The 20,605-nt window shown below is 61.0% G+C and carries 23 protein-coding genes and 1 pseudogene; 15 read left to right on the top strand and 9 right to left on the bottom strand.

Annotated elements, in window-relative coordinates; translation table 11 throughout:
• Positions 1–146: 146 nt before the first annotated feature.
• The gene (locus tag QWJ46_RS04715; protein WP_302749292.1) at positions 147–1,211 is read left to right on the top strand and encodes an acyltransferase; all 1,065 of its coding nucleotides are present in this window, start codon (positions 147–149) and stop codon (positions 1,209–1,211) included.
• Positions 1,212–1,289: 78 nt separating this feature from the next.
• Complete coding sequence (locus QWJ46_RS04710) at positions 1,290–1,862, top strand: hypothetical protein (protein WP_302749291.1); 573 nt, start codon at positions 1,290–1,292, stop codon at positions 1,860–1,862.
• Between the two features lie 49 nt (positions 1,863–1,911).
• On the opposite strand, the gene QWJ46_RS04705 is transcribed toward QWJ46_RS04710, so the two are convergent.
• Positions 1,912–2,727 carry an endonuclease/exonuclease/phosphatase family protein gene (locus QWJ46_RS04705; RefSeq protein ID WP_184456077.1) on the bottom strand — a complete coding sequence of 272 codons (816 nt, stop codon included), beginning with the start codon at positions 2,725–2,727 and terminating at the stop codon, positions 1,912–1,914.
• A 95-nt stretch (positions 2,728–2,822) separates the two neighbouring features.
• Positions 2,823–4,286, bottom strand: coding sequence for a phosphatidylserine/phosphatidylglycerophosphate/cardiolipin synthase family protein (locus QWJ46_RS04700; protein ID WP_302749526.1), 1,464 nt, complete (start codon positions 4,284–4,286; stop codon positions 2,823–2,825).
• Between the two features lie 162 nt (positions 4,287–4,448).
• Here QWJ46_RS04700 and QWJ46_RS04695 point away from each other — a divergent pair, with 162 nt between their 5' ends.
• From QWJ46_RS04695 to QWJ46_RS04680, 4 genes are all read left to right on the top strand, one after another.
• Entirely contained in the window at positions 4,449–5,090 is a 642-nt protein-coding gene (locus tag QWJ46_RS04695) for a UdgX family uracil-DNA binding protein (RefSeq protein WP_302749290.1), read from the top strand.
• A 142-nt stretch (positions 5,091–5,232) separates the two neighbouring features.
• Positions 5,233–5,508, top strand: coding sequence for a DUF2934 domain-containing protein (locus QWJ46_RS04690; protein WP_302749289.1), 276 nt, complete (start codon positions 5,233–5,235; stop codon positions 5,506–5,508).
• A 318-nt stretch (positions 5,509–5,826) separates the two neighbouring features.
• Complete coding sequence (locus QWJ46_RS04685; RefSeq protein WP_302749287.1) at positions 5,827–6,006, top strand: hypothetical protein; 180 nt, start codon at positions 5,827–5,829, stop codon at positions 6,004–6,006.
• 105 nt (positions 6,007–6,111) lie between these two features.
• Positions 6,112–7,317: an MFS transporter gene (locus QWJ46_RS04680; protein ID WP_302749525.1), complete on the top strand. Its 1,206-nt coding sequence runs from the start codon at positions 6,112–6,114 to the stop codon at positions 7,315–7,317.
• Between the two features lie 30 nt (positions 7,318–7,347).
• On the opposite strand, the gene QWJ46_RS04675 is transcribed toward QWJ46_RS04680, so the two are convergent.
• Genes QWJ46_RS04675 through QWJ46_RS04650 form a run of 6 tightly spaced genes read right to left on the bottom strand, consistent with a single transcriptional unit; the run spans position 7,348 to position 12,876 of the window.
• Positions 7,348–8,040 (bottom strand): amino acid ABC transporter permease, encoded by a 693-nt coding sequence (locus tag QWJ46_RS04675; protein WP_302749524.1) that lies wholly within the window; start codon positions 8,038–8,040, stop codon positions 7,348–7,350.
• Between the two features lie 18 nt (positions 8,041–8,058).
• Positions 8,059–8,766, bottom strand: coding sequence for an amino acid ABC transporter permease (locus tag QWJ46_RS04670; RefSeq protein ID WP_184456068.1), 708 nt, complete (start codon positions 8,764–8,766; stop codon positions 8,059–8,061).
• Positions 8,767–8,822: 56 nt separating this feature from the next.
• Complete coding sequence (locus QWJ46_RS04665; RefSeq protein WP_064808395.1) at positions 8,823–9,641, bottom strand: amino acid ABC transporter substrate-binding protein; 819 nt, start codon at positions 9,639–9,641, stop codon at positions 8,823–8,825.
• 15 nt (positions 9,642–9,656) lie between these two features.
• Positions 9,657–10,397 (bottom strand): amino acid ABC transporter ATP-binding protein, encoded by a 741-nt coding sequence (locus tag QWJ46_RS04660; protein WP_302749283.1) that lies wholly within the window; start codon positions 10,395–10,397, stop codon positions 9,657–9,659.
• 8 nt (positions 10,398–10,405) lie between these two features.
• Positions 10,406–11,881: an NAD(P)-binding domain-containing protein gene (locus tag QWJ46_RS04655; protein WP_302749282.1), complete on the bottom strand. Its 1,476-nt coding sequence runs from the start codon at positions 11,879–11,881 to the stop codon at positions 10,406–10,408.
• Positions 11,878–12,876 (bottom strand): LysR family transcriptional regulator, encoded by a 999-nt coding sequence (locus QWJ46_RS04650; RefSeq protein WP_302749281.1) that lies wholly within the window; start codon positions 12,874–12,876, stop codon positions 11,878–11,880. The genes QWJ46_RS04655 and QWJ46_RS04650 overlap by 4 nt, the downstream gene beginning before the upstream one ends.
• Before the next feature lie 157 nt (positions 12,877–13,033).
• Here QWJ46_RS04650 and QWJ46_RS04645 point away from each other — a divergent pair, with 157 nt between their 5' ends.
• Together QWJ46_RS04645 and QWJ46_RS04640 are read left to right on the top strand one after the other, a co-directional pair.
• Entirely contained in the window at positions 13,034–13,516 is a 483-nt protein-coding gene (locus QWJ46_RS04645; protein WP_302749280.1) for a CMD domain-containing protein, read from the top strand.
• Positions 13,513–14,088 carry a peroxidase-related enzyme gene (locus QWJ46_RS04640; protein WP_184456059.1) on the top strand — a complete coding sequence of 192 codons (576 nt, stop codon included), beginning with the start codon at positions 13,513–13,515 and terminating at the stop codon, positions 14,086–14,088. Before QWJ46_RS04645 ends, QWJ46_RS04640 begins: the two co-directional genes overlap by 4 nt.
• Positions 14,089–14,135: 47 nt before the next feature.
• Here the strand turns inward: QWJ46_RS04640 and QWJ46_RS04635 are convergent, their stop codons facing one another.
• A complete protein-coding gene (locus QWJ46_RS04635; protein WP_302749278.1) occupies positions 14,136–14,618 on the bottom strand; it encodes an Lrp/AsnC family transcriptional regulator in 483 nt (160 codons plus the stop codon).
• Positions 14,619–14,714: 96 nt separating this feature from the next.
• Between QWJ46_RS04635 and QWJ46_RS04630 the strand changes: the two genes are divergently transcribed.
• From QWJ46_RS04630 to QWJ46_RS04600, 7 genes and pseudogenes are all read left to right on the top strand, one after another.
• On the top strand, positions 14,715–16,214 hold the full coding sequence (locus QWJ46_RS04630; RefSeq protein WP_302749277.1) for an aminotransferase class V-fold PLP-dependent enzyme: 1,500 nt from the start codon (positions 14,715–14,717) through the stop codon (positions 16,212–16,214).
• Positions 16,207–17,085, top strand: a complete 879-nt coding sequence (locus QWJ46_RS04625; protein ID WP_302749276.1) for an MBL fold metallo-hydrolase — start codon at positions 16,207–16,209, stop codon at positions 17,083–17,085. The genes QWJ46_RS04630 and QWJ46_RS04625 overlap by 8 nt, the downstream gene beginning before the upstream one ends.
• 64 nt (positions 17,086–17,149) lie before the next feature.
• A complete protein-coding gene (locus QWJ46_RS04620; protein WP_302749275.1) occupies positions 17,150–17,929 on the top strand; it encodes a sulfite exporter TauE/SafE family protein in 780 nt (259 codons plus the stop codon).
• Positions 17,930–18,010: 81 nt separating this feature from the next.
• The gene (locus QWJ46_RS04615; RefSeq protein ID WP_302749274.1) at positions 18,011–19,390 is read left to right on the top strand and encodes a cation diffusion facilitator family transporter; all 1,380 of its coding nucleotides are present in this window, start codon (positions 18,011–18,013) and stop codon (positions 19,388–19,390) included.
• A 72-nt stretch (positions 19,391–19,462) separates the two neighbouring features.
• A complete protein-coding gene (locus tag QWJ46_RS04610; RefSeq protein WP_302749522.1) occupies positions 19,463–19,741 on the top strand; it encodes a metal-sensing transcriptional repressor in 279 nt (92 codons plus the stop codon).
• 4 nt (positions 19,742–19,745) lie between these two features.
• Positions 19,746–19,884: pseudogene (locus QWJ46_RS04605) on the top strand (DedA family protein); the annotation flags it as partial.
• Between the two features lie 47 nt (positions 19,885–19,931).
• Complete coding sequence (locus tag QWJ46_RS04600; RefSeq protein WP_302749273.1) at positions 19,932–20,480, top strand: hypothetical protein; 549 nt, start codon at positions 19,932–19,934, stop codon at positions 20,478–20,480.
• Positions 20,481–20,605: the final 125 nt, after the last annotated feature.

Raw genomic sequence — 20,605 nt, 5'->3', positions numbered from 1 at the left:
CCCAAAGATGGGGAGACGTCAAGTGATGTTGTCGGAGTAATCCCTCTCCAGAAAGAGGCGGGCCGCCTTTGAAGCCCGACTTCTTCCCTTGCGCCCCGCCAGGCTCTGTCGGAATATGGGTGGCGGGTGGGAGGAAACGAGAGCGGATGGCGGCAGATCGGATAAGAGGCCTTGATGGCATCAGGGCTATCGCCATTCTAGGCGTGTTCTATACACATTTCGTCGATGGCAATTCCCTGCTCGGCGATCTGGCAGTGCGAACCTTCTTCGTTTTGAGTGCCTTCCTGATTACCGGCAACCTGGTCGCGTTGCGCGACGCCAAGAGATTGAGCCACCTTGCGGCGCTGCGATCTTTCTACGAGCGAAGAGCGCTCAGGCTCCTGCCGACCTATTTCGCCATGCTCCTGGCGCTCGTTGCTATCGGCCTCGTCACGATCCGGGACGGGCTTTTTTATCATCTCGCCTTTCTGTCAAACATCTGGTTCGCGATGGGAGTGGATTGGAACCCATGGGTGCTTGCTCATACCTGGACCCTGTCCGTCGAATGGCAGTTCTATCTCGTATGGCCGCTCATCGTGCTAAGCTGCGCAAACAGATGGGTGGCGCGGGCCGCTGCGGGCGCAATCGCCATTGCACTGGCATTCTGGCTCGGCTGCTATGTCACCGGCTATTTCACCGACAACACGGTCTTGTGGCCGCCCTTCTCACTCGACGCACTAGGCGTGGGAGCCTTGACTTTCTTCTTTTCGGGCATGCTGGCACGCCCGACCAAAATCCACCTGGTTGGTGCAATCCTGCCGGCGGCACTGTGGTGTGCCTTCCAGCTCGCTGACACAGACAGCCACCACCAGTCGTTGGTCGTTGCTTTCCTTCTGCAAATTCTTCCACTTCTGCCGATCGCGATTCTGATTGCCGTGACCGCATCAGGGACAAACCCGGTCGTCGACCGCATTCTGGGTGCCAGGCCGTTGGCCTATCTCGGCCGCATCAGCTACGGCTGTTATCTCTACCATTTGCCAATTCTTTGGCTGATGATGCAGATTCTGTGGCGGGTATTCGATTATCCGCTGAAAGGGGGGATCATCCAACTGATCGTTGTCGCGATCCCCACAATCGCGTTTTCCGCCTTGAGCTGGGAATTCATCGAACGACCAATCCAGAAATGGCGGACCGGCAGCCGCCAAAAAGCGCAGACCAGATTCACCGCATGAGCGAGGGATCTTTCTGGGAGGGAGCATGACATAAGACCCTCCAAGGGGTTATCGTCCCAAAGCACGAGGCTGCAAAGCATGCGCGACTATGTGAAAAGCAAGGACTTTCACCGGCATATGCGGTCGCTACTGACTCCGCGACTTCAGGAGCTCGGCTGGAAATCGCAAGCGGGAAAGTGCAGCTTTGCCCGGGGCGAAAGGGTTTGTTGGCTGCAAGTATCCCAGTCTTCGAACAGCCTTATCGGCGCCAAGTTCACGATCAACCTGACGGAGACCTCCGGCCCCGCCGGCAACACAAGAATACTTCCTCGCCTCAACGAGGCGGATCGAGCAATCGGCAAGGCTTTGGAAGAACACATCATTGCGCGCCTTCCCAGGCCTGATCCCGACCCGGAGATTGAAGTTGTCGGAGACAATGGCCAACCCGTCTTGGTCAAGCTCGGCGATATCGCTCGAGCAAACCCACGACAATGGGACGGCCCCTGCGATGTCTGGCTGCCCTACTTCGGCAAAAACGATCTCGACGACTGGACTGCGTTTCTCCTGCCTCGCCTTGACCGGCTGCTCCCGCCCTCCTCACCTGAAATGATCGATACGCAATTGTGGGTCCAGCCGTTTCGCCGTCTCGCCGGCCTGTTCCGCTCAAGTTGAGCGGTACCCGGCCCTGGTTGAACGCAGAAGGCGCCCCTCCCGACTGGGTTCAACCGGCCACCGGTTTCAGGTCGACAAGCGCCTTGATCGGCAGGTGGTCCGAGGCTATGCGGGCGAGCGGTGTATCATGCGCCTCCACCTCGGAGATGATGCCCTTGCGGTTGGCGATGATGCGGTCGAGCGCCAGCAGCGGCAGGCCGGCGGGAAAACTCGGCACGGCCGGCGGCAGCTCGCCGAAGGCGGATTGAAATGTGTTGAGCGACGAGCGGTCGCCAAGCCGCCATTCGTTGAGATCGCCGAGCAGGATGGTCGGCATCTCATGCCTGTCGTTGATCAGTTCGACGAGGGTACGGGCCTGCTGGGCTCTGCTGTGGCGCAACAGGCCGAAATGCGCGGCGATGATCCGCAGCGCGCCGCCCTCTTCCAGCTCGATTTCGACGACGAGGGCGCCGCGCGGCTCCAGCCCCGGCAGTTTCACCTGGTGCACATCATGCACCAGCCCCTTCTTGAACAGCACGACATTGCCGTGCCAGCCATGCGCCTTCGCCATGCCTTCGACCGGCACAGGGATCAGCCCCGTCTCCCGCTCCAGCCGGCCGAGATCGAGTATGCCCGTTCGCTCGCCGAAACGTGTGTCGGCCTCCTGCAGCGCGATCACGTCGGCGCCGATTTCATGGATCACCCGGCTGGTCCGCTCCGGATCGAAGCGGCGGTCGGTACCGACACATTTGTGGACATTGTAGGAAGCGATCAACGTTCCGGCGCTACGCGGCCTTGCCTCCATATGCGCCGCGTCGAGCCGCTTTTTCCTGCTCCTGATCGAGGCGAGAATGCTGGCGGGAAGACTGTCTTTCCTGGCGTGCATCGCGAAGCGCACTTGTTCCGTTGATCAAAGAAGCTACTCCATCCGCAGTATAGGCGGCCGCGCGGAACTTGCCATGTCGGAATGCAAAAAATCCGTCAGAGATAGGGCGAACCAAGCCACAGCACCTTCTCGATCAGCCGCACCGGGAAGGGCCGCGCGCGTAAGCCGTCCAGCGTCACCAGCGTTGCCGATTTCAGGATTTCTTCGATATGCTCGTCGATCTCGGCGGCAAAGCCCTCATTCAGCACTTCGAGGTCGACCTCGAAATTCAGCCTGAGCGAACGTGGATCGAGGTTGGAAGAGCCGACATAGGCCCAGGTGCCGTCGATCGTCAAAAGCTTCGAATGGCTGAAGCTGCCGGTCGAGCGCCAGATGCGGCAATAATTTTTGAGGATCTGATCGAACTGCGCCGTCATCGCCCGGTCGACCAGCATGAGATTGTTGAGAGCCGGCACGACGATATCGACTTCAACGCCGCGCCGCGCCGCCGTCACCAGGGCGCTGATGAGTTCGCGGTCCGGCAGGAAATAGGGCGACATGATGCGGATCGATTGACGCGCAACGGAAAAGGCGCCCATCAGCATCTTATGGTTGGTTTCGAGGCTGCGGTCCGGTCCCGAAGCGACGATGCGCATCAGGATGGGGTCGCCGGGGCTGCGCTGCGGCGGTTCGATGCGCCAGGCCTCGTCGTTCAACAGTTCGTCGGTGGTGAACCGCCAGTCTTCGGCGGCAAGATCGAAGAGATCGGCGACGACCGGGCCAGTGACGCTGAAATGCGTATCACGGGCAAAGGTCTCGCCCGTCGCCTCCTCGCTGAAACCCGCCCTGATATTCATGCCGCCTGTCAGCGCAATGCGTCCGTCGACGATCAGGATCTTGCGGTGGGTGCGCAGATTGGCATAGGGCAGCCGCAAACCCATGATGACATTGCCGTTGAAGACGGCGACGGTGACGCCGCCCTCCTTGAGATGGCCGAGAATGCTCGGCACCGAATAACGCGCACCGACGGCGTCGATCAGCACCCGGACCGTCACACCGCGCTTCACCGCGGCAATCAGCGCATCGGCGATGCGCAGGCCGATGACATCACGGTCGAAGATGTAGGTTTCGAGCAAGATGCTGCGCCCCGCTTCATCGATGGCGGATTTCATCGCGGCATAGGCCTCGTCGCCGGTCTCCAGCATGTCGATCGTATTGCCTGAGGTCAGCGGGTTGCGTGTCACGCGGTCGCCAAGCGTCTGCAGCGCCGCAAAGCGGCGGCCGAACTGGCTGATCACGGTCTCGGCATCGGCGTCGAACGTCTCCAGTTCGTCGGTTCCGGGCGCGAGCAGCAGGGCGTCGCGGCGAATGCTCAGCGATTTGCGGCGGATGCGATTGATGCCGGCGATCGCATAAAGCAGCGCCCCGACAACAGGCGAGAGGATGATGACGCCGACCCACCCGATCGCCGCGCGCACCTCCTCCTTGGTCATGGCGGCATGGATCGCCGCCGCGGCTCCCATGGCAATCGAAACGACAAAGAGGATATGCGGCCAGTAGGTCGACAGGAGATAGAACATCGCTGGCCAATATAGCCGCGAAACGGCGGCGTTCAATTATGCAGCCGCTCCCCCATGGCGCGAAATTTCTCCTCGGGATTGTTTTGCCGGGAGTGGCCCGTTCGATCGCGGGAACAATCCCGGTTGAGATCGATTCCTCCTCAGAAGATGAGGATCGCCATCATGAACATCGCCGCAAGCGTCGGTCCTGCCTTGGCGCTCGAAGTCGCGGATGCAGACGGCATTGCCGAACTCCGGCATCAGGCCGAGGACTGCACCCGCTGTGACCTCTATCGGAATGCGACGCAGATCGTCTTCGGTGAAGGTCCGGGAAAGGCCGAGATCGTCCTTGTCGGTGAGCAGCCGGGTGATCGGGAAGATATCACCGGCAAGCCCTTTGTCGGCCCGGCAGGCCATCTGCTCGACCTCTGTCTCGATGAGGCCGGCTTGGACCGTCAGCGCTGCTACGTCACCAATGCCGTCAAGCACTTCAAGTTTACGCCGCGCGGCAAACGGCGGCTGCATGCGAAACCCAATGCCGGCGAGATAAGGCGTTGCGCCTGGTGGCTCGGCGCGGAACTCAACATTCTGCAGCCGAAACTCGTGGTGGCGATGGGCGCAAGCGCTCTCTACGCGCTGCTCGGGCCGAAGGCGAAATTGACGCCCGAGCGCGGCCATATCCTGCAGCCTGCAAACCATCCGCCGGTTCTGGTGACCATCCACCCCTCCTATCTTCTGAGAATCCGCGATGAGGCCGAGCAGCACAGGCAGCGCCAGGCATTCGTGTCAGATCTGCACAGCGCGGCGGAATTTCAGTCTCGGTGAATGCCGATTCTCAACCTTGATATGCTGCAACGCGAAATATTTACGGTTGCAGGTCGATTTCACTTGAAACGGCGCTCCTCCTCTGGAACCATCCCGGCAGTATCGCGTTCGAACGACGGCATTATGTGACTGGAGATCAGCGATGTCAGAAACTCGGGAAGAGTGGATCAAAAAACGTGCATACGCCCTTTGGGAAGAAGAGGGCCATCCGACAGGACGAGATTCCATCCATTGGGAACAGGCGCGGCACGAGCGCGAAGCGTTCGAAGGCTCGGCTGCCTCTTCCAACGGCAAAGAAGCCAAACCCAAGGCCAAGCGCGCCGCAACGGCCACGAAGCGTGCCGCAACAGGCGCCAAGACGAACGGCGTCGTCACGCCGGCGCCCAAGCGGACGGCGAGCCGCAAGACGGCATCCTGACTGCTGGAATACCGATCACGTTCAAAAAAAGGGCGTCGTTGCGACGCCCTTCGGCTGTGCTTTGTCATATGCCTGAATTAGTTAGGTTTTAAGAGACTGCAGGCGGGCTTGCCGCGCGGGGGTGAACAAAGGCAGGATGACGCTGCAAGTATTGAGGCTTCCAAAAAAATTTGAGGCTTCGCCCGCAAGCCGGGAACAAGACCATACGAAACTGTTTATGGCGAAACGAGGAAGGCGGCCATGAACGATCGTATCGAAATGCTCTTCGCCACGCCTCTAGCAGCCCGCAGCGACGCTTCCAAGGTGATCGTGTGAGCCATGGAAATATCACTCGTGCTCATCGCCGCTCTGCTTTATCTCGGTCTGGCGCTCAGTTTCATCCTCGTCGTCGATAATCTCGTCGGGCTGGTTTTCCGCGATTCCCGTACGCCGCAGCGACTGCCCTCCTTCGATATCGGCCGCGCCTTCGCAGCGTCGCAGAAATTCCACCGGAAATAACGGTTCTCAGCTGGCGCCCACGCACAGTTAGAAAGTAGGGTGGGTCTGGCGCATCGGCCCGAAAACCGGAATTGATTTTCGGAAAGCAGGATGAGATCGAAGACAATGGGACAGGCGCGAAGCGTTCGGCCGGCGACTTGGCTTTTTGCGGCGCGCTCCTTGCGCGACTTCGGCGACGGCTTCGTGGCCATCCTGTTGCCGGTCTATCTCCTTGCTCTTGGATTTTCGCCCCTGCAGGTCGGCGTCATTGCGACGGCATCCCTCTTCGGATCCGCGCTTTTGACGATCATCATCGGATTTCTCGGCGGGCATCATGATCTCCGCCGCCTGCTTTTGGCAGCCGCCTGCCTGATGGTCGCCACCGGTGTCGCCATGCCGATGATCAACGACTATGCGCTGCTGCTCGCCATCGCCTTTGCCGGCACGATCAATCCGTCGGCTGGCAGCGTGAGCATCTTCGTGCCGCTTGAACATGCGGTCCTTGCCCGGGAGGCGACCAACGCCGATCGAACGAGAATGTTTGCGCGTTACAGCCTGGTCGGGGCGCTCGCAAGCGCCGGCGGCGCGCTTGCCGCGGCGCTGCCTGACGTCATGATGCGGTTCGGGATGACGCAACTGAGTTCGATCAGGCTGATGTTCGTTCTCTATGCGCTCGTTGGCATTCTCGGCGGTCTTCTTTATGCCCGCATACCGCCTCGCCCGGTGACGCACGAAGATCACAAGCCGGCGGCACTCGGGCCTTCGCGCGCCATCGTCATGAAGCTCGCGGCCCTCTTTAGTCTCGATGCCTTCGCTGGAGGTTTCGTGGTCCAGTCCTTGCTCGCGCTGTGGCTGTTCGAACGATTCGATCTTTCGCTGTCCCAGGCTGGAGTGTTTTTCTTCTGGACCGGCGTGCTGTCGGCGTTTTCGTTTCCTGTCGCTGCCCGGCTATCGAAGCGGATTGGCCTCGTGAACACCATGGTGTTCACCCACATTCCATCAAGCATCGCTCTCGGCCTTGCCGCATTCGCACCCACCTTGCCGTTGGTGCTTGTCTTGCTGCTGGTTCGAGCCGCGCTTTCGCAGATGGATGTGCCAACCCGTTCTTCCTACGTGATGGCTGTGGTCACCGAGGCGGAGCGAGCCGCTGCCGCAAGCTTCACATCCGTGCCGCGCAGCCTCGCATCGGCGGCCAGCCCTGCGCTGGCCGGTGCTCTTTTCGCCGCCTCTTATCGGGCTTGGCCGCTTGTCATCTGTGCCGGCCTGAAGATCATATACGACCTCTTGCTTTTGCTGCAGTTCCGCCACCTCAAGCCGCCCGAGGAATCCTGAAGTGCACTGCCTGCAGCGGGCGCATGCCCCTCAGGTCCGTACTCTGAGAGCTCGTTCCGTTCTATCGGCAATTTGGGTCACGGCATAGGCGATCACCATGTAGATCACCACGGCGACCAGGAAGGCTTCGAGGTAGTAGAAGTTCAGCGCCGCGGTCAACTGCGACTGCGCGAAGATGTCGACCACCTCGATGGCGAAGCCTAGCGACAGCGCCTTCATGATCACCATGAAGGAGTTGGCGAGATCCGGGATCGCTGCCACGATCACCTGCGGCAGCATGACCCGGCGGAAGAGCTGGCTCTTCTTGTAGCCGAGCGAATAGGCGGCGTCCGCCTGCCCCGTGTCGAACGAGTTCAGCGCGCCCTTGACCACCTCCGCCTGGAAGGCCGCGACGCAGGCTGTCAGGGCGACGATGAGCGTCACCCAATTCGGCGTCGAGTGACCATTGTACTCCACGCCGACGAGCGACGTCAGGAACTGCAGCGTCGACGGAAGTCCATAATAGGCAAGGAAGATCACCACCACCATCGGCACGCCCTTGAACGCCACCTTGTAGGCGACAACGAGCTGGCGAAGGACTGGGACCCGACGATACTCGATCATGGCGAACAGGCTGCCGACGACCGTCGATAGGACGAAGATAGCGAGGGCCATGACAAGCGTCAGCGGCACAGCGCCCAGGATCTCATAAAGGTCGGGGAGAAGAACTTCGCTGTCGAAAATCATGATTTCCTTCCTCGATCAGACGCTGGCCATCAGCGGGGCCTGTGCTACCTTTTCGCTTGGGACGTACCTGCCGGAGCGGCGCTCGAAGAGCCGCACGATCGCCCAGGCGATGAGGCAAAGTACCGAGTACAGCACTGCCAATACGAGGTAGGTTTCGAACTGATACTGGTTGTAGTCGCGCTCCATGACGAGATGGGCGGTCGCCATCACGTCAGCCGCGCCGATGTACATGACCAGAGCCACGTTATGGATGAGGTAGATGATCGAGTTTCCGTAGCCAGGAAGCGCAATATGCACCGCCTGCGGCGCGACGACGCGCACCAGCTTCTGCTGGAACGTATAACCGAGGCTGTCGGCCGCGTCATGCTGGCCGCGCTCGACAGCAAGAAAGGCCGGACGCATGACTTCCGACAGATAGCCACCGTGATAGAGGCTGAGGCCCAGCATGGCGGCGATGGTCGGTGAGACGAAGTCGTCGATGCCGAAAACGCCGACGAGCACCGGAAGACCATAAAAGGCGACGAACAGCTGCAGAACGACCGGAACGCTTCGCGCGTAGGACACGTAGAGGTCGGCCAGCTGGCTGACCACCGGGATCCTGCGCACGCGGAACGTCGTCGTCATCAAAGCCAGCACGAAGCCGGCGACCATGGCCGTGAACGTGATCGCAAGCGTCAGCGGCAGCGCCGAGAGCAGCTCGGGGATCATGATGGATAGGTCCACTTGGGAACACTCCTTCTGTCAGTCAGGGGCCTGGTCGTCGGCTTCGAAGCCAGGCGTTACTTCATGTATGTGGTGATGTCCTCGCCGAACCATTTCTGCGAGAGCTTGGCGAGCGTGCCGTCGGCCTTGAGCTCCTTCAAAGCCTTGTCGATGCCGTCGGCGAGCGCCTTGTTCTCTTCCGAGCGATGGATCAGCACGAAGGTGTTGTTGATCGCGACCGGCTCGCTTGCCTGGACGTTCAGCTTCTGCTGGTCGATCACGGTCTGCTCGCCGAGATTCGACGGCAGGACGAGCGCGTCATACTTGCCGTTCTCGACCTCCTTCAGGCGATCCGGATAGGGAATGCCGGCGCTCGAAGCGGTGATTTCGATCTTGTAGTCTGGATTCTTTTCCTGCCACGCCGTAGCGAACTTGTAGATGCCGCCACCGGCCGTCACCGGCACGATCTTCTTGCCGACCAGATCCTTCATCTCCTTGATGCCGCTGTCCTTGCGGCTGTAGATCTTGATCAGGCTGGCGCCGATCGGCGCTTCCGGAATGAGGAACTGCTTTTCGCGGGCTGGCGCACGATAGTAGCCGCCGGTTGCGATATCGTACTTGCCGGTCGCAAGGCCCGTCTCCTGCGCGATGTCGGCAGCACCTTCCATTACGAACTTGTACTGCGGCAGCTTGGCGTTGATCGCCTTCAGGACGTCGGGCTCGTAACCCTGCGGTTCGACGCCGATCGCGCCCCAGGATAGCGGCTTCGATTCCGCCGCGGTGGCGATCTTGATCGTTCGAACGTCCTCGGCGAAGGACGCGGTTGCGAACGCGATCGCGACGCCTGCTACGGCGAGACCGAGACCACGGCGCGAGATTGAACTCATGGAAGTCATTTCAGGCATCCTTTCTTACTGGATCGCGCGTTCGGAATTGAGAAACTGAGCGAGGCGCGGGTTGGAGGGCGTGTCGAAGATTTCGGACGGACTGCCGTCGGCTGCGACGACACCCCGGTCCATGAAGACGATGCGGTTCGAGATGTTCTTGGCGAACTGCATCTCGTGCGTGACGAGAAGCGAGGTGATGCCGGAGGACGTGACATCCTTGATCACCTTGAGAACCTCGTTCACGAGCTCGGGATCGAGCGACGAGGTCGGCTCGTCGAAGAGCATCACATCGGGTTTGACCGCCAGCGCTCTGGCGATGCCCGTTCTCTGGAGCTGCCCGCCGGAAAGCTGCGACGGATAGTTGTCGAGCTTGTCGGAAAGCCCCACCCGCTCAAGCTCCTGCAGCGCAATGGCGCGGGCTTCGTCCTTCGGCTTGCCCTGCACGACAACCAGCGGATCCATGACGTTCTGGATAACCGTCATGTTCTTGAAGACGTTGAACTGCTGGAACACCATAGCGGTGCGCAGACGGATCGCCCGAACGGCGGTCTTGTCCGGCCGCGCGAAATCCATCCTGATATCGTCGAAGGATATCGTTCCGGATGCCGGCTTCGCCAGGTGGTTGATGCACTTCAACAGCGTCGTCTTGCCGGTTCCGCTGGGACCGATGATCGAAACCACGTCACCTCGTTTCACCGAGAGATCGACGCCATTCAGGATCTGGGTGCGACCGTAGGACAGCTTCAGGTTATTGATCTCAAGCATTTCGGATCTCAGGTCCTTTCGGAAGATAGTGCGGAAAGCGCTTCGGTCTCGGCATCGAACCACTCGTCTCCGAGAAGTTCCGGCGTGTCGAAGGCCTGGAGGTTTGCAAAGTGCTTCTCGCGGTCTTCGACGAAGAGCGATCGGACGACGCCGCGCGCCAAGCGGTCGGCGCCCTCGCTGATTGCAGGGATGTCGCCTGTGAGTTTGCCGTGGCTGAGGGTCGCCGGGAAGTTGAAGCAATGAATCTTCGAGAGAACCGGGCAGGAACCCGGCTCCTTCTCAAGGAATTCGAAAGCCTCGCCAAGATCCGGCGATCCTTCAAGCTCCGCATTCGCCATCCCAGCCGGCGTCGGGAAGCGGTCGCGCCAAAGTCGGATGTGCGGTTCGAAGACTGCCAGTTCCGGCCGATTGGTCAGATCGATCTTGAAGCCGGTGCCGAAAATCAGGAAGTCGAGGGGGTATCTGGCCTTCGACGTCGTCACGACGACCTGGTCACCGTCCTGCTGCAGGCCGGTGACCGGGCTTTGGAGATGAAGGTGAGCCTGCTCGAAGGAGCTGACGCGCAGCACGCTCGGACGCGGCGGCGGCGTCTGCTGGCCCATCGCATAGTCGAGGAAGCGCCACTTCCATTCGTCAGGCAGTCCGGCGAAGCCATGGACGACACCCTGGCTTCCGATGCCGGTGAACTTGTTGATCCGCGGCAGTTCCTTGCGGCGGACGAACATGTCGAGGCGGGCGACACCGGCTTCGAGCGCGGTCGCGGCATTGTCCATCGCCGATGCACCCGCACCGATCACCCCTACCCGCTTGCCGCGCAGCGCTGCGAAGTCGATCGCATCGGCGGTGTGCGCCCAGAGCCTGCGATCGATGTTTTCGGCGATGTCGGGCACGAAGGGGCCGCCGAGACCGTCGCGGCCGGTTGCGAGAACCACGTGGCGGGCGATGATCGTTTCCGTGCGGCCATTCTCGCTGCAGGCGAGGTCGAGCATGCCGTCGTCGCGCGGCAGGATCGCATCGACCGAGACGCCGTTGCGCACCGACAGCTCGAGCACCTTCCGATACCAGATCAGGTAGTCCATCCAAGTCTCGCGCGGCGCACGCTCGAGCGCGTCCCACGCATCACGGCCGAAGCGCGCTTCGTAATAGGCCCGAAAGGTGAGCGCCGGCAGGCCCATGGCGGGTCCGGTAAGCTGCTTTGGCGAACGAAGCGTACGCATCCGGGCGAAGGTGACCCACGGCCCTTCCTCCCCGGCGGGTGCCTTGTCGAGGACGACATGGTTGGCGACGCCAAAGCGCTTCAGCATTCCGGAAGCGACGAGGCCTGCCATGCCGCCGCCGATGATGACGACGTCGATGACGGACTGGCCATCAATTTCGCGGGCGGGAACCCACGCCTTGGCGGGCAGTTCCAGCCAGGCGAGGTCCTGACGCAGACGCGCTTCGAGGGCGTCAAGATTATGAGGATGCGTGGAAAGGTCGCTCATGCCGGCGTTCCTTCGGAGATCGCAGCCTGCCCGTAGACAGTGTCCGCCAAGGTTTCGATGCCATTCGCCTCCAGCAGGCGGCAGCCGGGCATCTTCAACGCTTCGAGCCGCGCGGCATCGATTACGGCGGCGACTGTCGGCGCGAGCGGCAACGCCGCCGCCGAGATCGCACCGAACAGGAAAGGAATGGCCTGGTCGAGCACGCGCATAACGATGCCATCCAGAGGCACGCCGCAGACGGTCGCCGGCTCGACGATGGCAATACCAAGTCCTGCGCGCACCAACGAGAGCGCACTCAGCGAGGCGTTGACGTCGATGATGCGATCCGGCGCCACCCCTGCCCGTTCCAGCGCCTCGTCGACGCGATGACGAAGCCGATAGGGGTTCGCGAGCGTGATGATACGATGCTCCGCGAGATCGGCCAGGCGAACGACCTCGTTCGCAGCCAGAGGATCGTCGGCGCCGATGGCGATCACGCACGGTGCTTCCGCGATCCAGTGGATGTCGAGACCAGGATGTTCGAGCGGCAGGCTCGATATGCCAAGATCGGCCGACCGGGCGAGAACCGCCTGCACGACGTTTTCGGCGGCAAGCGCCTGGACGTGGAGATGACGCGGGATCAGGTCGAGCGAGATGGCCGCCAAAGCCTGCGGCAGGATTCCTGCGGCAAGAGACGGCGTTGCCGCGATGGTCAAGGTTGCGGGCTCGTCGAGACCGATCGCTTCGGCCCGTTCGCGGATGTGGGTCAAGCTGGCGAGATGACGTTCGACCTCGGCATGGAAGCGCAGACCGCGCGACGTCGGCTGGATGCGCGGACCGCTTCGGTGAAGGAGCGCATAGCCCAGATCGGCTTCCAGGTCCTGGATCTGCCGCGTCACGGCCGGCTGCGATCGGCCGAGCAGCCGGGCTGCGCCGGTGACGCTGCCAGCCGACATCACCGCCGCAAAGGCTTCGAGCTGCCGGATGTCGATCGGGTTTTTATTCATATTCAACATGAACCACCGCCATCCATGCTTTGGAAGCATTAGCTTCCTATGATTTGAACAGATACTAGATAATTATTTCGCATGGATTGCAAGTCTCCATGTGATTTTGACATAATGAACCTCCACCCTATCTAATGCTCTCCCGCGAGATGCAAAGGAGCCCGCCTTGACGATCATCGAAACTCTTGCCGCCGTCAGACCCGGCTCAGCCCTTGCCGAGGCCATGGAAAAACGGGCGGAGATCCTGCGCCTCAGCGAAGCCGCCCACGACGCAGTCCTTCTTCCGCGTGATCCCGGTGGCCTGTCGCATGGCCTCAGGGCGGCGCTTGCCGCCCGTATGGCCCGTCACAACCACAATGAAAAACTGGCGCAGCATTACGACGAACTGGTCAAACGTGCCGCCGAGGCATCGACAGCGCCGCTCGCAAAGCCAGGTACCGGCGCAACCGATGAGCGCATCGCAGAGATCGTCCGCCATGCGGACCGACTGACGGTCGCGCCGCGGGAAGCGACCCGCGACCACATAGAAAGATTGCGCGGTGCGGGAATGACCGATGCCGACATCGTCCGGCTGTCGGAGCTTGCGGCCTTCGTAAATTATCAGGCTCGCGTCATTGCAGGGCTGGCGCTAATCGGAGGAAGACAATGAGCGAAGTCGTCCATACCTTCACCACCCAGGTTCCGCGCTGGCAGCCTTACGTCATTCCAGTCGATCTTGAAACTGCGACGGCCGAGCAGCGGGAGGCAATGCAGGTCACGCCCTCCAACAAGGGCATCTCACCCTACGTCCTGACGCTTGCGCACGACCCGGAATCTCTCGCTGTCCGCTCACCCCTGTTCAACCTGATCATGTACGGGAAGGACGGGCTTTCACCGGGAGAACGCGAACTAGGCGCCACTGCTGCTTCCGTCGTCAATTGCTGCGTCTACTGCGCCGCCGTCCACGCCTCCCGGTTCATCAGCCATACCAAGCGGACTGACGTGATCGACGCCATTTTCGCCGATGGGCTCGACGCCGAACTCGATGAGCACCTTCAAACCATCTTCGATTTCTCCGCCCATCTGTCGACGACGCCGCCGGAAGCAACGCAAGCTGACGCCCAGGCGCTGACGGACGTCGGTCTTTCAGAGCTTGAGGCCCTAGACCTCGTGCTGTCGTCCGCCATATTCGGCTGGGCGAACCGCCTGATGCATACGCTCGGCGAACCAGTAAAGGACTAAACATTTCCGGGTTAGCTTGAAGCATTCTGTTGGATTCGGCGTAGGCATCACCGCATGCGCATCAGGTCCACTGCGCGATTGCTGATGATTGCTTCCATCGAAAAATAGCCGGTCACTGTCGCAAGATCGAAGTTCGTTATCAGCTTCTGGTAGAAAGCGTCATAGCCCGACATGCCTTTGGTGATGACCTTGATCAGGTAGTCCCAGTCGCCGCCTATTCGGTAGAAATCGACGACTTCCGGCATCCGGTCGACGTGCTTGCGAAAATCTTCCGACCATTCCTTTGAATGGTGACGAGTTCGGATCATGACGATCACCGTGAGATCATAACCGAGCGCTTCGAAATCGATGGAGGCGCGCGATCCTTTGATGACACCTGTCGCATAAAGGCGCTGAAGCCGGCGCCAGCAAGCATTCTGCGACAGTCCGACCTGCTCGGCCAAGTCACGTTGAGAAAGCGAAGAATCCCGCTGCATGCACGTCAGAATTCTCAGATCAATTTCGTCGATTTTTAAATTGCTATCGATCATATGACCCAATCTTGTCCCATTCGTCCAAAAAATCGGTGAAGTTTTCGACGGTGATGCAGATTAGAATCGTTGTCAAATCCTTCGCGGAGAATGACGATGCACGAACTGGCTGCGCGCTATCCATCAAAAGAACTCTCCACTGTTCTCGGCAAGTTCAAGAGTGATCTCAACCGAGATGACCCCATCGGCAGGTTCAGGGCGGGGCTGATAGGCTCAAAGGCGAAGGTCGACGGCCCGTTCGGCCCCAAGGACCTCGTCTATGCCGACTATGTGGCTTCGGGACGCGCCCTCAGACAGATCGAAGAATTCATCCTCGAAGACATCCTTCCCTACTACGCGAACAGCCATACCGAGGCGTCCTACTGCGGAGGGATGATGACCCGGCTCCGACGGGAAGCACGTTCAATCATAGGAGAGCTCTGCGGTGCTGATCGACAGCATGCCGTCATCTTTGCCGGATCCGGCGCGACGGCGGGCCTCAATCGCCTGGTGAACCTGCTGGGCGTCGCCGATGCGATCGCGGCCGGCAAAAGCGTGCGCATCGTCCTCGGCCCATATGAACACCACTCGAACATCCTGCCTTGGCGCGAGAGCGGAGCGGAGGTCATAGAGATTGTCGAGGGCATCAACGGCGGTCCCGATCCGGTCATGTTGCAGAAGGCCCTTGAGAACGCCCCCGCGGATTTGACCATTTGCTCGTTTTCTGCCGCATCGAACGTCACTGGCATCCTGACCGACGTCCCGGCGCTCACGAAAATTGCAAAGGCTGCAGGCGCCAAAGTCGTCTGGGACTACGCCGGGGCCGGACCATACGTGCCGATTGCGATGACGCCCGACCATGGTGTCGAAATTGACGCGATCGTCGTGTCTCCTCACAAGTTCCTGGGCGGCCCGGGGGCCTCCGGCGTATTGGTCGTGCGGCAGGACGCGGTGGTGACGAGCAGGCCATCCTGGCCCGGTGGCGGCACGGTGAAATTCGTGTCGCCCACGAGTCACGATTACAGCGACAGCCTGGAGTCTCGGGAGGAAGCGGGAACACCCAACGTCATCGGCGACATCCGTGCGGCTCTCGCCTTCCTGGTCAAGGATGCGATCGGACTTGATGCAATCAAGCGGCTGAATGACGAGTACACGCGGCGCGCCTTCACCGCGTGGAAGGACGTTTCGGAGATCGAACTGCTTGGCTCCACCTCGATCGCACGCTTACCGATCTTTTCGTTTCGCGTGCGCGATGGCAAGGGTGGCTACATCCACCAGCAATTGGTCACCCGCATGCTCAGCGACCGGTTTGGCATTCAGGCACGTGGCGGCTGCGCCTGCGCTGGTCCCTACGTGCATCGGCTGCTTTCGATAGACACCCGGACGTCGCAACGCATGCGGCAGGCGATCTTGGCTGGCAACGAAATCGAGAAACCCGGATTCACGCGGCTCAACTTGAGCGTCCTGGCATCGGACGAAACGGTTGCCTTCATCCTGGATTCGGTCGCGCAACTCGCGCGGGACGCATCGGCCTATGTCGCGCTCTACACCTTCGATCCGGCGCGCGCGATCTTCTCGCCGGTCGCGTCCCTTCGACGGGAGGCGGTCTGTGCGTAGACCCGATGTCGCCGCCTTCTTCGACCCGCGTACCTTCTCGATTCAATACGTGGTCAGCGATCCGCAAACCAAAGCCTGTGCGATCATCGATCCGGTTCTCGACTTCGACGAGAAGTCAGGATCGACGACGACCCACAACGCCGAAATGCTGTTGGACCACATTCGGAACCAGGACCTGCGCCTGCACTGGATCCTCGACACGCATCCGCATGCCGATCACCTTTCGGCCGCCGCCTATCTGAAGGAGCGGACCGGCGCGCCAACGGCGATCGGGAGCCGGGTCACGGATGTTCAGAAAATCTGGTCGAAGATCTACAACTGGCCTGATCTTCCCGTCGACGGCAGCCAGTGGGATCGGCTCTTCTTCGACGGAGACACCTTCTCTATCGGGAACATCGAGGTCGGCGTCATGTATTCGCCCGGCCATACCCTTGCCTCGATCACCTACACGGCGGGCGACGCCGTGTTCGTTCATGATACGGTCTTCATGCCGGACAGCGGCACTGCCCGTGCGGATTTTCCAGGCGGTAGCGCCAGGTCCCTTTGGTTGAGCATTCAGAACATCCTGACGTTACCCGGCGATACGCGCCTCTTTGTGGGACACGACTATCAGCCCGGCGGCCGGCAGCCGCTCTGGGAAAGCACAGTGGAACGTCAGAGGGCGGAAAACATCCATGTCGCGCAATGTGCTTGCGCCGACGCGTTCGTCACCCTTCGGGAGGCGCGTGATCGCACGCTGCCGATGCCGAAGCTCATACTTCACGCGCTGCAGGTCAACATCAACGGCGGCCGGCTACCGGAACCCGAAGAGAACGGCCTTCGCTACCTCAAGCTCCCGATGGGTGCCTTTCAAGGTTCCGTCTGGTCCTGAGCAACCCGATTACGGCACCTCGTCCGCTGACTGAACATTCTGTGCTCAAGCAGGATCCTGAGAAATGGCGCTAGATCTTTTTCAATATGGCATGGGGACCCTCAGCGGCGCCTTGGTTGGCTTCACCCTCGCCCTTTTGGGCGGTGGCGGCTCTATCCTTGCAGTCCCGCTTCTTGTTCATGCCGTAGGACTGACCGACGCCCATACCGCCATTGCCACCAGCGCCGTTGCCGTTGCTTCGAATGCGTTGATCAGCCTGGTCATGCACGCGCGCCGCGGAACGGTGATATGGCGGTATGCGGGACTTTACTGCGCGACTGGGATCGTCGGGGCGCTGCTCGGAGCATCGATCGGAAAGATGCTCGATGGGAAGCATCTGCTTCTGTATTTCTCAGGGCTGATGATCGCCATCGCCATCTTGATGCTGCGTCGAATAAGCGTCGCCAGCGAAGATACCTGTATCTTCGAACGTCGGAACACCACCAAGGTTCTTGCGATCGGTGGTGGGAGCGGCATCGTCTCCGGCTTTTTCGGAATAGGCGGTGGCTTCCTCATCGTCCCCGGCCTGGTGTTTTCCACCGGAATGCCGACGATCAATGCGGTGTCGACCTCTTTGGTCGCGATCGTGGCGTTCGGTTCGACTACGGCTGCCACCTATTCCATCTCAGGTCTCGTCGACTGGCCGCTAGCCGCTGTCTTCATCGCGGGAGGCGCGGTCGGCGCCGTCCTCGGCTGCAACCTTGTGCACCGCCTTAGGCCCTATCAATCTGCGCTCAATAGTGTTTTTGCGGGCGCCATCCTCACCTTCGGCATCGCCATGGCGTGGAGCACCCTCCTCGGATAGCTCGCCATTAGCCCACAAGTTATCAACTTGATATATCCCCTCCAGGGGGATAGGAAGGGCGTTTCGAACCTGGAGCAGGCAATGCTTTCGACTATCAAGGAATTGTTCGACTTCGGCCTGGCGGACCAGGCGCATTCGCACGCCCACGGAGCGCATCGGCACTCGCACGGTGAAGGCAGCCACGGCCATACACACGGCGTCGTCGACCCGAGCGTCGCCTCTTCGGAGCGCGGCATCTGGGCCATCAAGTGGTCCTTCGTCATTCTGGCGATCACCGCAGCGCTGCAGCTCGTCGTCGTCTTCTATTCGGGCAGCGTCGCGCTTCTTGCGGACACCATCCACAATGTCGGCGACGCCGCGACGGCCATTCCGCTGTGGATCGCCTTCTCGCTCGTCCGTCGGGCGGCGACGAAGACTTTCAACTACGGTCTCGGCCGGGTCGAGGACTACGCCGGCCTCATTATCGTTCTCATTATTCTCTTCAGCGCGCTCGTTGCCGGCTACGAAGCGATCGACCGCCTCTTGAATCCGCAGCCGATTACACAGCTCGCCGCGGTCGCAATCGCGGGGGGCGTCGGCTTCGTCGGCAATGAGGCAGTCGCGGTGTTCCGCATCAAGGTGGGCCGCGAGATGAACAGCGCAGCACTGATTGCCGACGGTTACCATGCGCGTACCGACGGCCTGACCAGTCTTGCGGTCGTGCTCGGCGCGATCGGCGTCTGGTTTGGCTTCCCGCTCGCCGACCCCATCGTCGGCCTCATGATCACGCTGGCGATCTTCGGCATCGTCTGGCAGTCCGCGAGGGCCGTCGTCACCCGCAGCCTGGATGGCGTCGAACCGGGGATCACGGACGAGATCCGTCATGCAGCCGAACACGTCAGGGGTATCGACAAGGTCGTCGACGTGAAGGCCCGCTGGCTTGGCCATAAGCTCTTCACAGACGTGGTCATCACAGTCGATCAGTCGAAGACCATTTCGGAGGCGAACGCCATAGCGACCGCCCTGCGCCGCGATTTGCAGGGACATCTGCCCTCGCTTGGAAACGCCACCATCCAGTTCGACGACGGCGACGCGACCCCGGCTGCGGCTTCCGCGGCGCCCGAGCATCATCACCGGCCGGTACATGCCGCACGCGGCCATCATCACGCGCCCGCCCCGTTCACAGTGAGTTCCCGATTGGCGACCGGACTGCTGGAGATTGTCGACACGCCGGACGGCAAGCGTATGCGCCTTTCGATTTCGAAGCACGCCAAGGGACTCGAGGCCGTGGTGGAGATCGCCCGTGACGGCGGCGTCGAACGACTGCCGCTTCTTTCTTCGCCGACCGATCATCATGCTCTGATGAGCGCCATCGCCCCGGCCGAACCGCACGAGTTCGACGCCGTGCTGAAGCTGATGGTGGGCGTCGAGATCGACGATCTTCCCTTCCGGATGCAAGAGCCTGAAGGCCACCATCATTGACTTGTCCCGGGGGCGGTCGTCGGCGTAAGGTCAAGCCGCCTTCCCCTCGGAAGGATCGAGAACATGGACACGATGAGCGAACCGCACACCCACGCCACCCATCCGGAGATCGTCAAGCGCCTGAAGCGGGCCGAGGGCCACCTCCGAAGCGTCATCGCGATGATCGAGGGCGGCAAGCCGTGCCTCGACATCGCGCAGCAACTCTCCGCCGTCGAGAAGGCCATCGTCAACGCCAAGCGCACTCTGATCCAGGACCATCTCGACCATTGCCTCGAAGAAACCGTCGGCGCCCTCCCCCGCGATAAGCGACAGTCGATCGACGAGTTCAAGGCGATCACGAAGTACCTCTGACGGCATGGCCGACCTGCTGGCCTATCTGGGATTGTTCGCGACCGCCTTCGGTGCTGCGACGATCATGCCGATGCAGTCGGAAGCCGTACACGCGCGCGCGACGGCCGGTCTGGCTGATTGGCCTCGTGCTCGTCGCCGTTGCCGCGGTCGAGATAGTGAACTGGCTGAACGCGCGATGAGGATCAGAGCAATGCGAAGACTTCAGACTATACTCGTCTCGGCGGCGATTGCCTTCGTGCCCCTCACCAACGCCCTTGCCGAGGATGCTCTGCCTCTGTTCAACCGCTTCGCCGACCGCTGCCTGGACCGCGGGCCGCAGTATGATCGCGCAGCCGCTCTCGCCCACCGAAACAAGTGGCCGTCGCTTGCTGCCGACATGGTGTTGAGCATTCTACCACTTTCGGAACCCGTGGCATTCGACGGCTGGATCACCGGGGCGGGCAGCACCGCGCCATTCGAAGCCCTGGTCGTTGGAAGGGCTATGGTCGGCGAGAAGGCTGTCGAGAGCTGCACGATGGCCTTCGCCGGGACCGACGCCGCGGGCTTCGAGCACAGTCTTGTTTCGACAAGAGCGGCAAAACCGTCCGGCGAGCAGAATGGTGAAGGACGTATCCGGAAATTCTTCACGATCGAGCGCGATGGGTTGAAAGAGGCGGTGACGCTCGATCTTCCCATCTACCCGAACGGCAGCGACGAGGTGCTCGCGAGCGTCGTCGCCGAGCAGCAAACCGAGCACTAACCTGTCCCGATGACAAAGCACTGAACATCGGGCGGTAACGATATTTCGACCGAACCCTTTCCCTGCCATTTCAAACCTCTATGTTGACGGTTGGACGAGCTAAACCCCTACTGCGCGCATCTTTT

Source organism: Rhizobium sp. CBN3, from assembly GCF_030518245.1.
Lineage (GTDB): Bacteria > Pseudomonadota > Alphaproteobacteria > Rhizobiales > Rhizobiaceae > Rhizobium > Rhizobium aethiopicum_A.
The sequence above is the reverse complement of the archived record's forward strand: the minus strand, read 5'-3'. Positions and strand labels throughout refer to the sequence as shown.

What these genes read in the sequence shown, in the direction of transcription:
- QWJ46_RS04655 (WP_302749282.1), bottom strand. Translation starts at nt 11,881, where the DNA reads ATGAGCGACCTTTCCACGCATCCTCATAATCTTGACGCCCTCGAAGCG.
- QWJ46_RS04610 (WP_302749522.1), top strand. Translation starts at nt 19,463, where the DNA reads ATGAGCGAACCGCACACCCACGCCACCCATCCGGAGATCGTCAAGCGC.
- QWJ46_RS04710 (WP_302749291.1), top strand. Translation starts at nt 1,290, where the DNA reads ATGCGCGACTATGTGAAAAGCAAGGACTTTCACCGGCATATGCGGTCG.
- QWJ46_RS04705 (WP_184456077.1), bottom strand. Translation starts at nt 2,727, where the DNA reads ATGCACGCCAGGAAAGACAGTCTTCCCGCCAGCATTCTCGCCTCGATC.
- QWJ46_RS04715 (WP_302749292.1), top strand. Translation starts at nt 147, where the DNA reads ATGGCGGCAGATCGGATAAGAGGCCTTGATGGCATCAGGGCTATCGCC.
- QWJ46_RS04650 (WP_302749281.1), bottom strand. Translation starts at nt 12,876, where the DNA reads ATGTTGAATATGAATAAAAACCCGATCGACATCCGGCAGCTCGAAGCC.
- QWJ46_RS04630 (WP_302749277.1), top strand. Translation starts at nt 14,715, where the DNA reads ATGCACGAACTGGCTGCGCGCTATCCATCAAAAGAACTCTCCACTGTT.
- QWJ46_RS04665 (WP_064808395.1), bottom strand. Translation starts at nt 9,641, where the DNA reads ATGACTTCCATGAGTTCAATCTCGCGCCGTGGTCTCGGTCTCGCCGTA.
- QWJ46_RS04700 (WP_302749526.1), bottom strand. Translation starts at nt 4,286, where the DNA reads ATGTTCTATCTCCTGTCGACCTACTGGCCGCATATCCTCTTTGTCGTT.
- QWJ46_RS04620 (WP_302749275.1), top strand. Translation starts at nt 17,150, where the DNA reads ATGGCGCTAGATCTTTTTCAATATGGCATGGGGACCCTCAGCGGCGCC.
- QWJ46_RS04685 (WP_302749287.1), top strand. Translation starts at nt 5,827, where the DNA reads ATGGAAATATCACTCGTGCTCATCGCCGCTCTGCTTTATCTCGGTCTG.
- QWJ46_RS04635 (WP_302749278.1), bottom strand. Translation starts at nt 14,618, where the DNA reads ATGATCGATAGCAATTTAAAAATCGACGAAATTGATCTGAGAATTCTG.
- QWJ46_RS04615 (WP_302749274.1), top strand. Translation starts at nt 18,011, where the DNA reads ATGCTTTCGACTATCAAGGAATTGTTCGACTTCGGCCTGGCGGACCAG.
- QWJ46_RS04640 (WP_184456059.1), top strand. Translation starts at nt 13,513, where the DNA reads ATGAGCGAAGTCGTCCATACCTTCACCACCCAGGTTCCGCGCTGGCAG.
- QWJ46_RS04600 (WP_302749273.1), top strand. Translation starts at nt 19,932, where the DNA reads ATGCGAAGACTTCAGACTATACTCGTCTCGGCGGCGATTGCCTTCGTG.
- QWJ46_RS04690 (WP_302749289.1), top strand. Translation starts at nt 5,233, where the DNA reads ATGTCAGAAACTCGGGAAGAGTGGATCAAAAAACGTGCATACGCCCTT.
- QWJ46_RS04660 (WP_302749283.1), bottom strand. Translation starts at nt 10,397, where the DNA reads ATGCTTGAGATCAATAACCTGAAGCTGTCCTACGGTCGCACCCAGATC.
- QWJ46_RS04695 (WP_302749290.1), top strand. Translation starts at nt 4,449, where the DNA reads ATGAACATCGCCGCAAGCGTCGGTCCTGCCTTGGCGCTCGAAGTCGCG.
- QWJ46_RS04680 (WP_302749525.1), top strand. Translation starts at nt 6,112, where the DNA reads ATGGGACAGGCGCGAAGCGTTCGGCCGGCGACTTGGCTTTTTGCGGCG.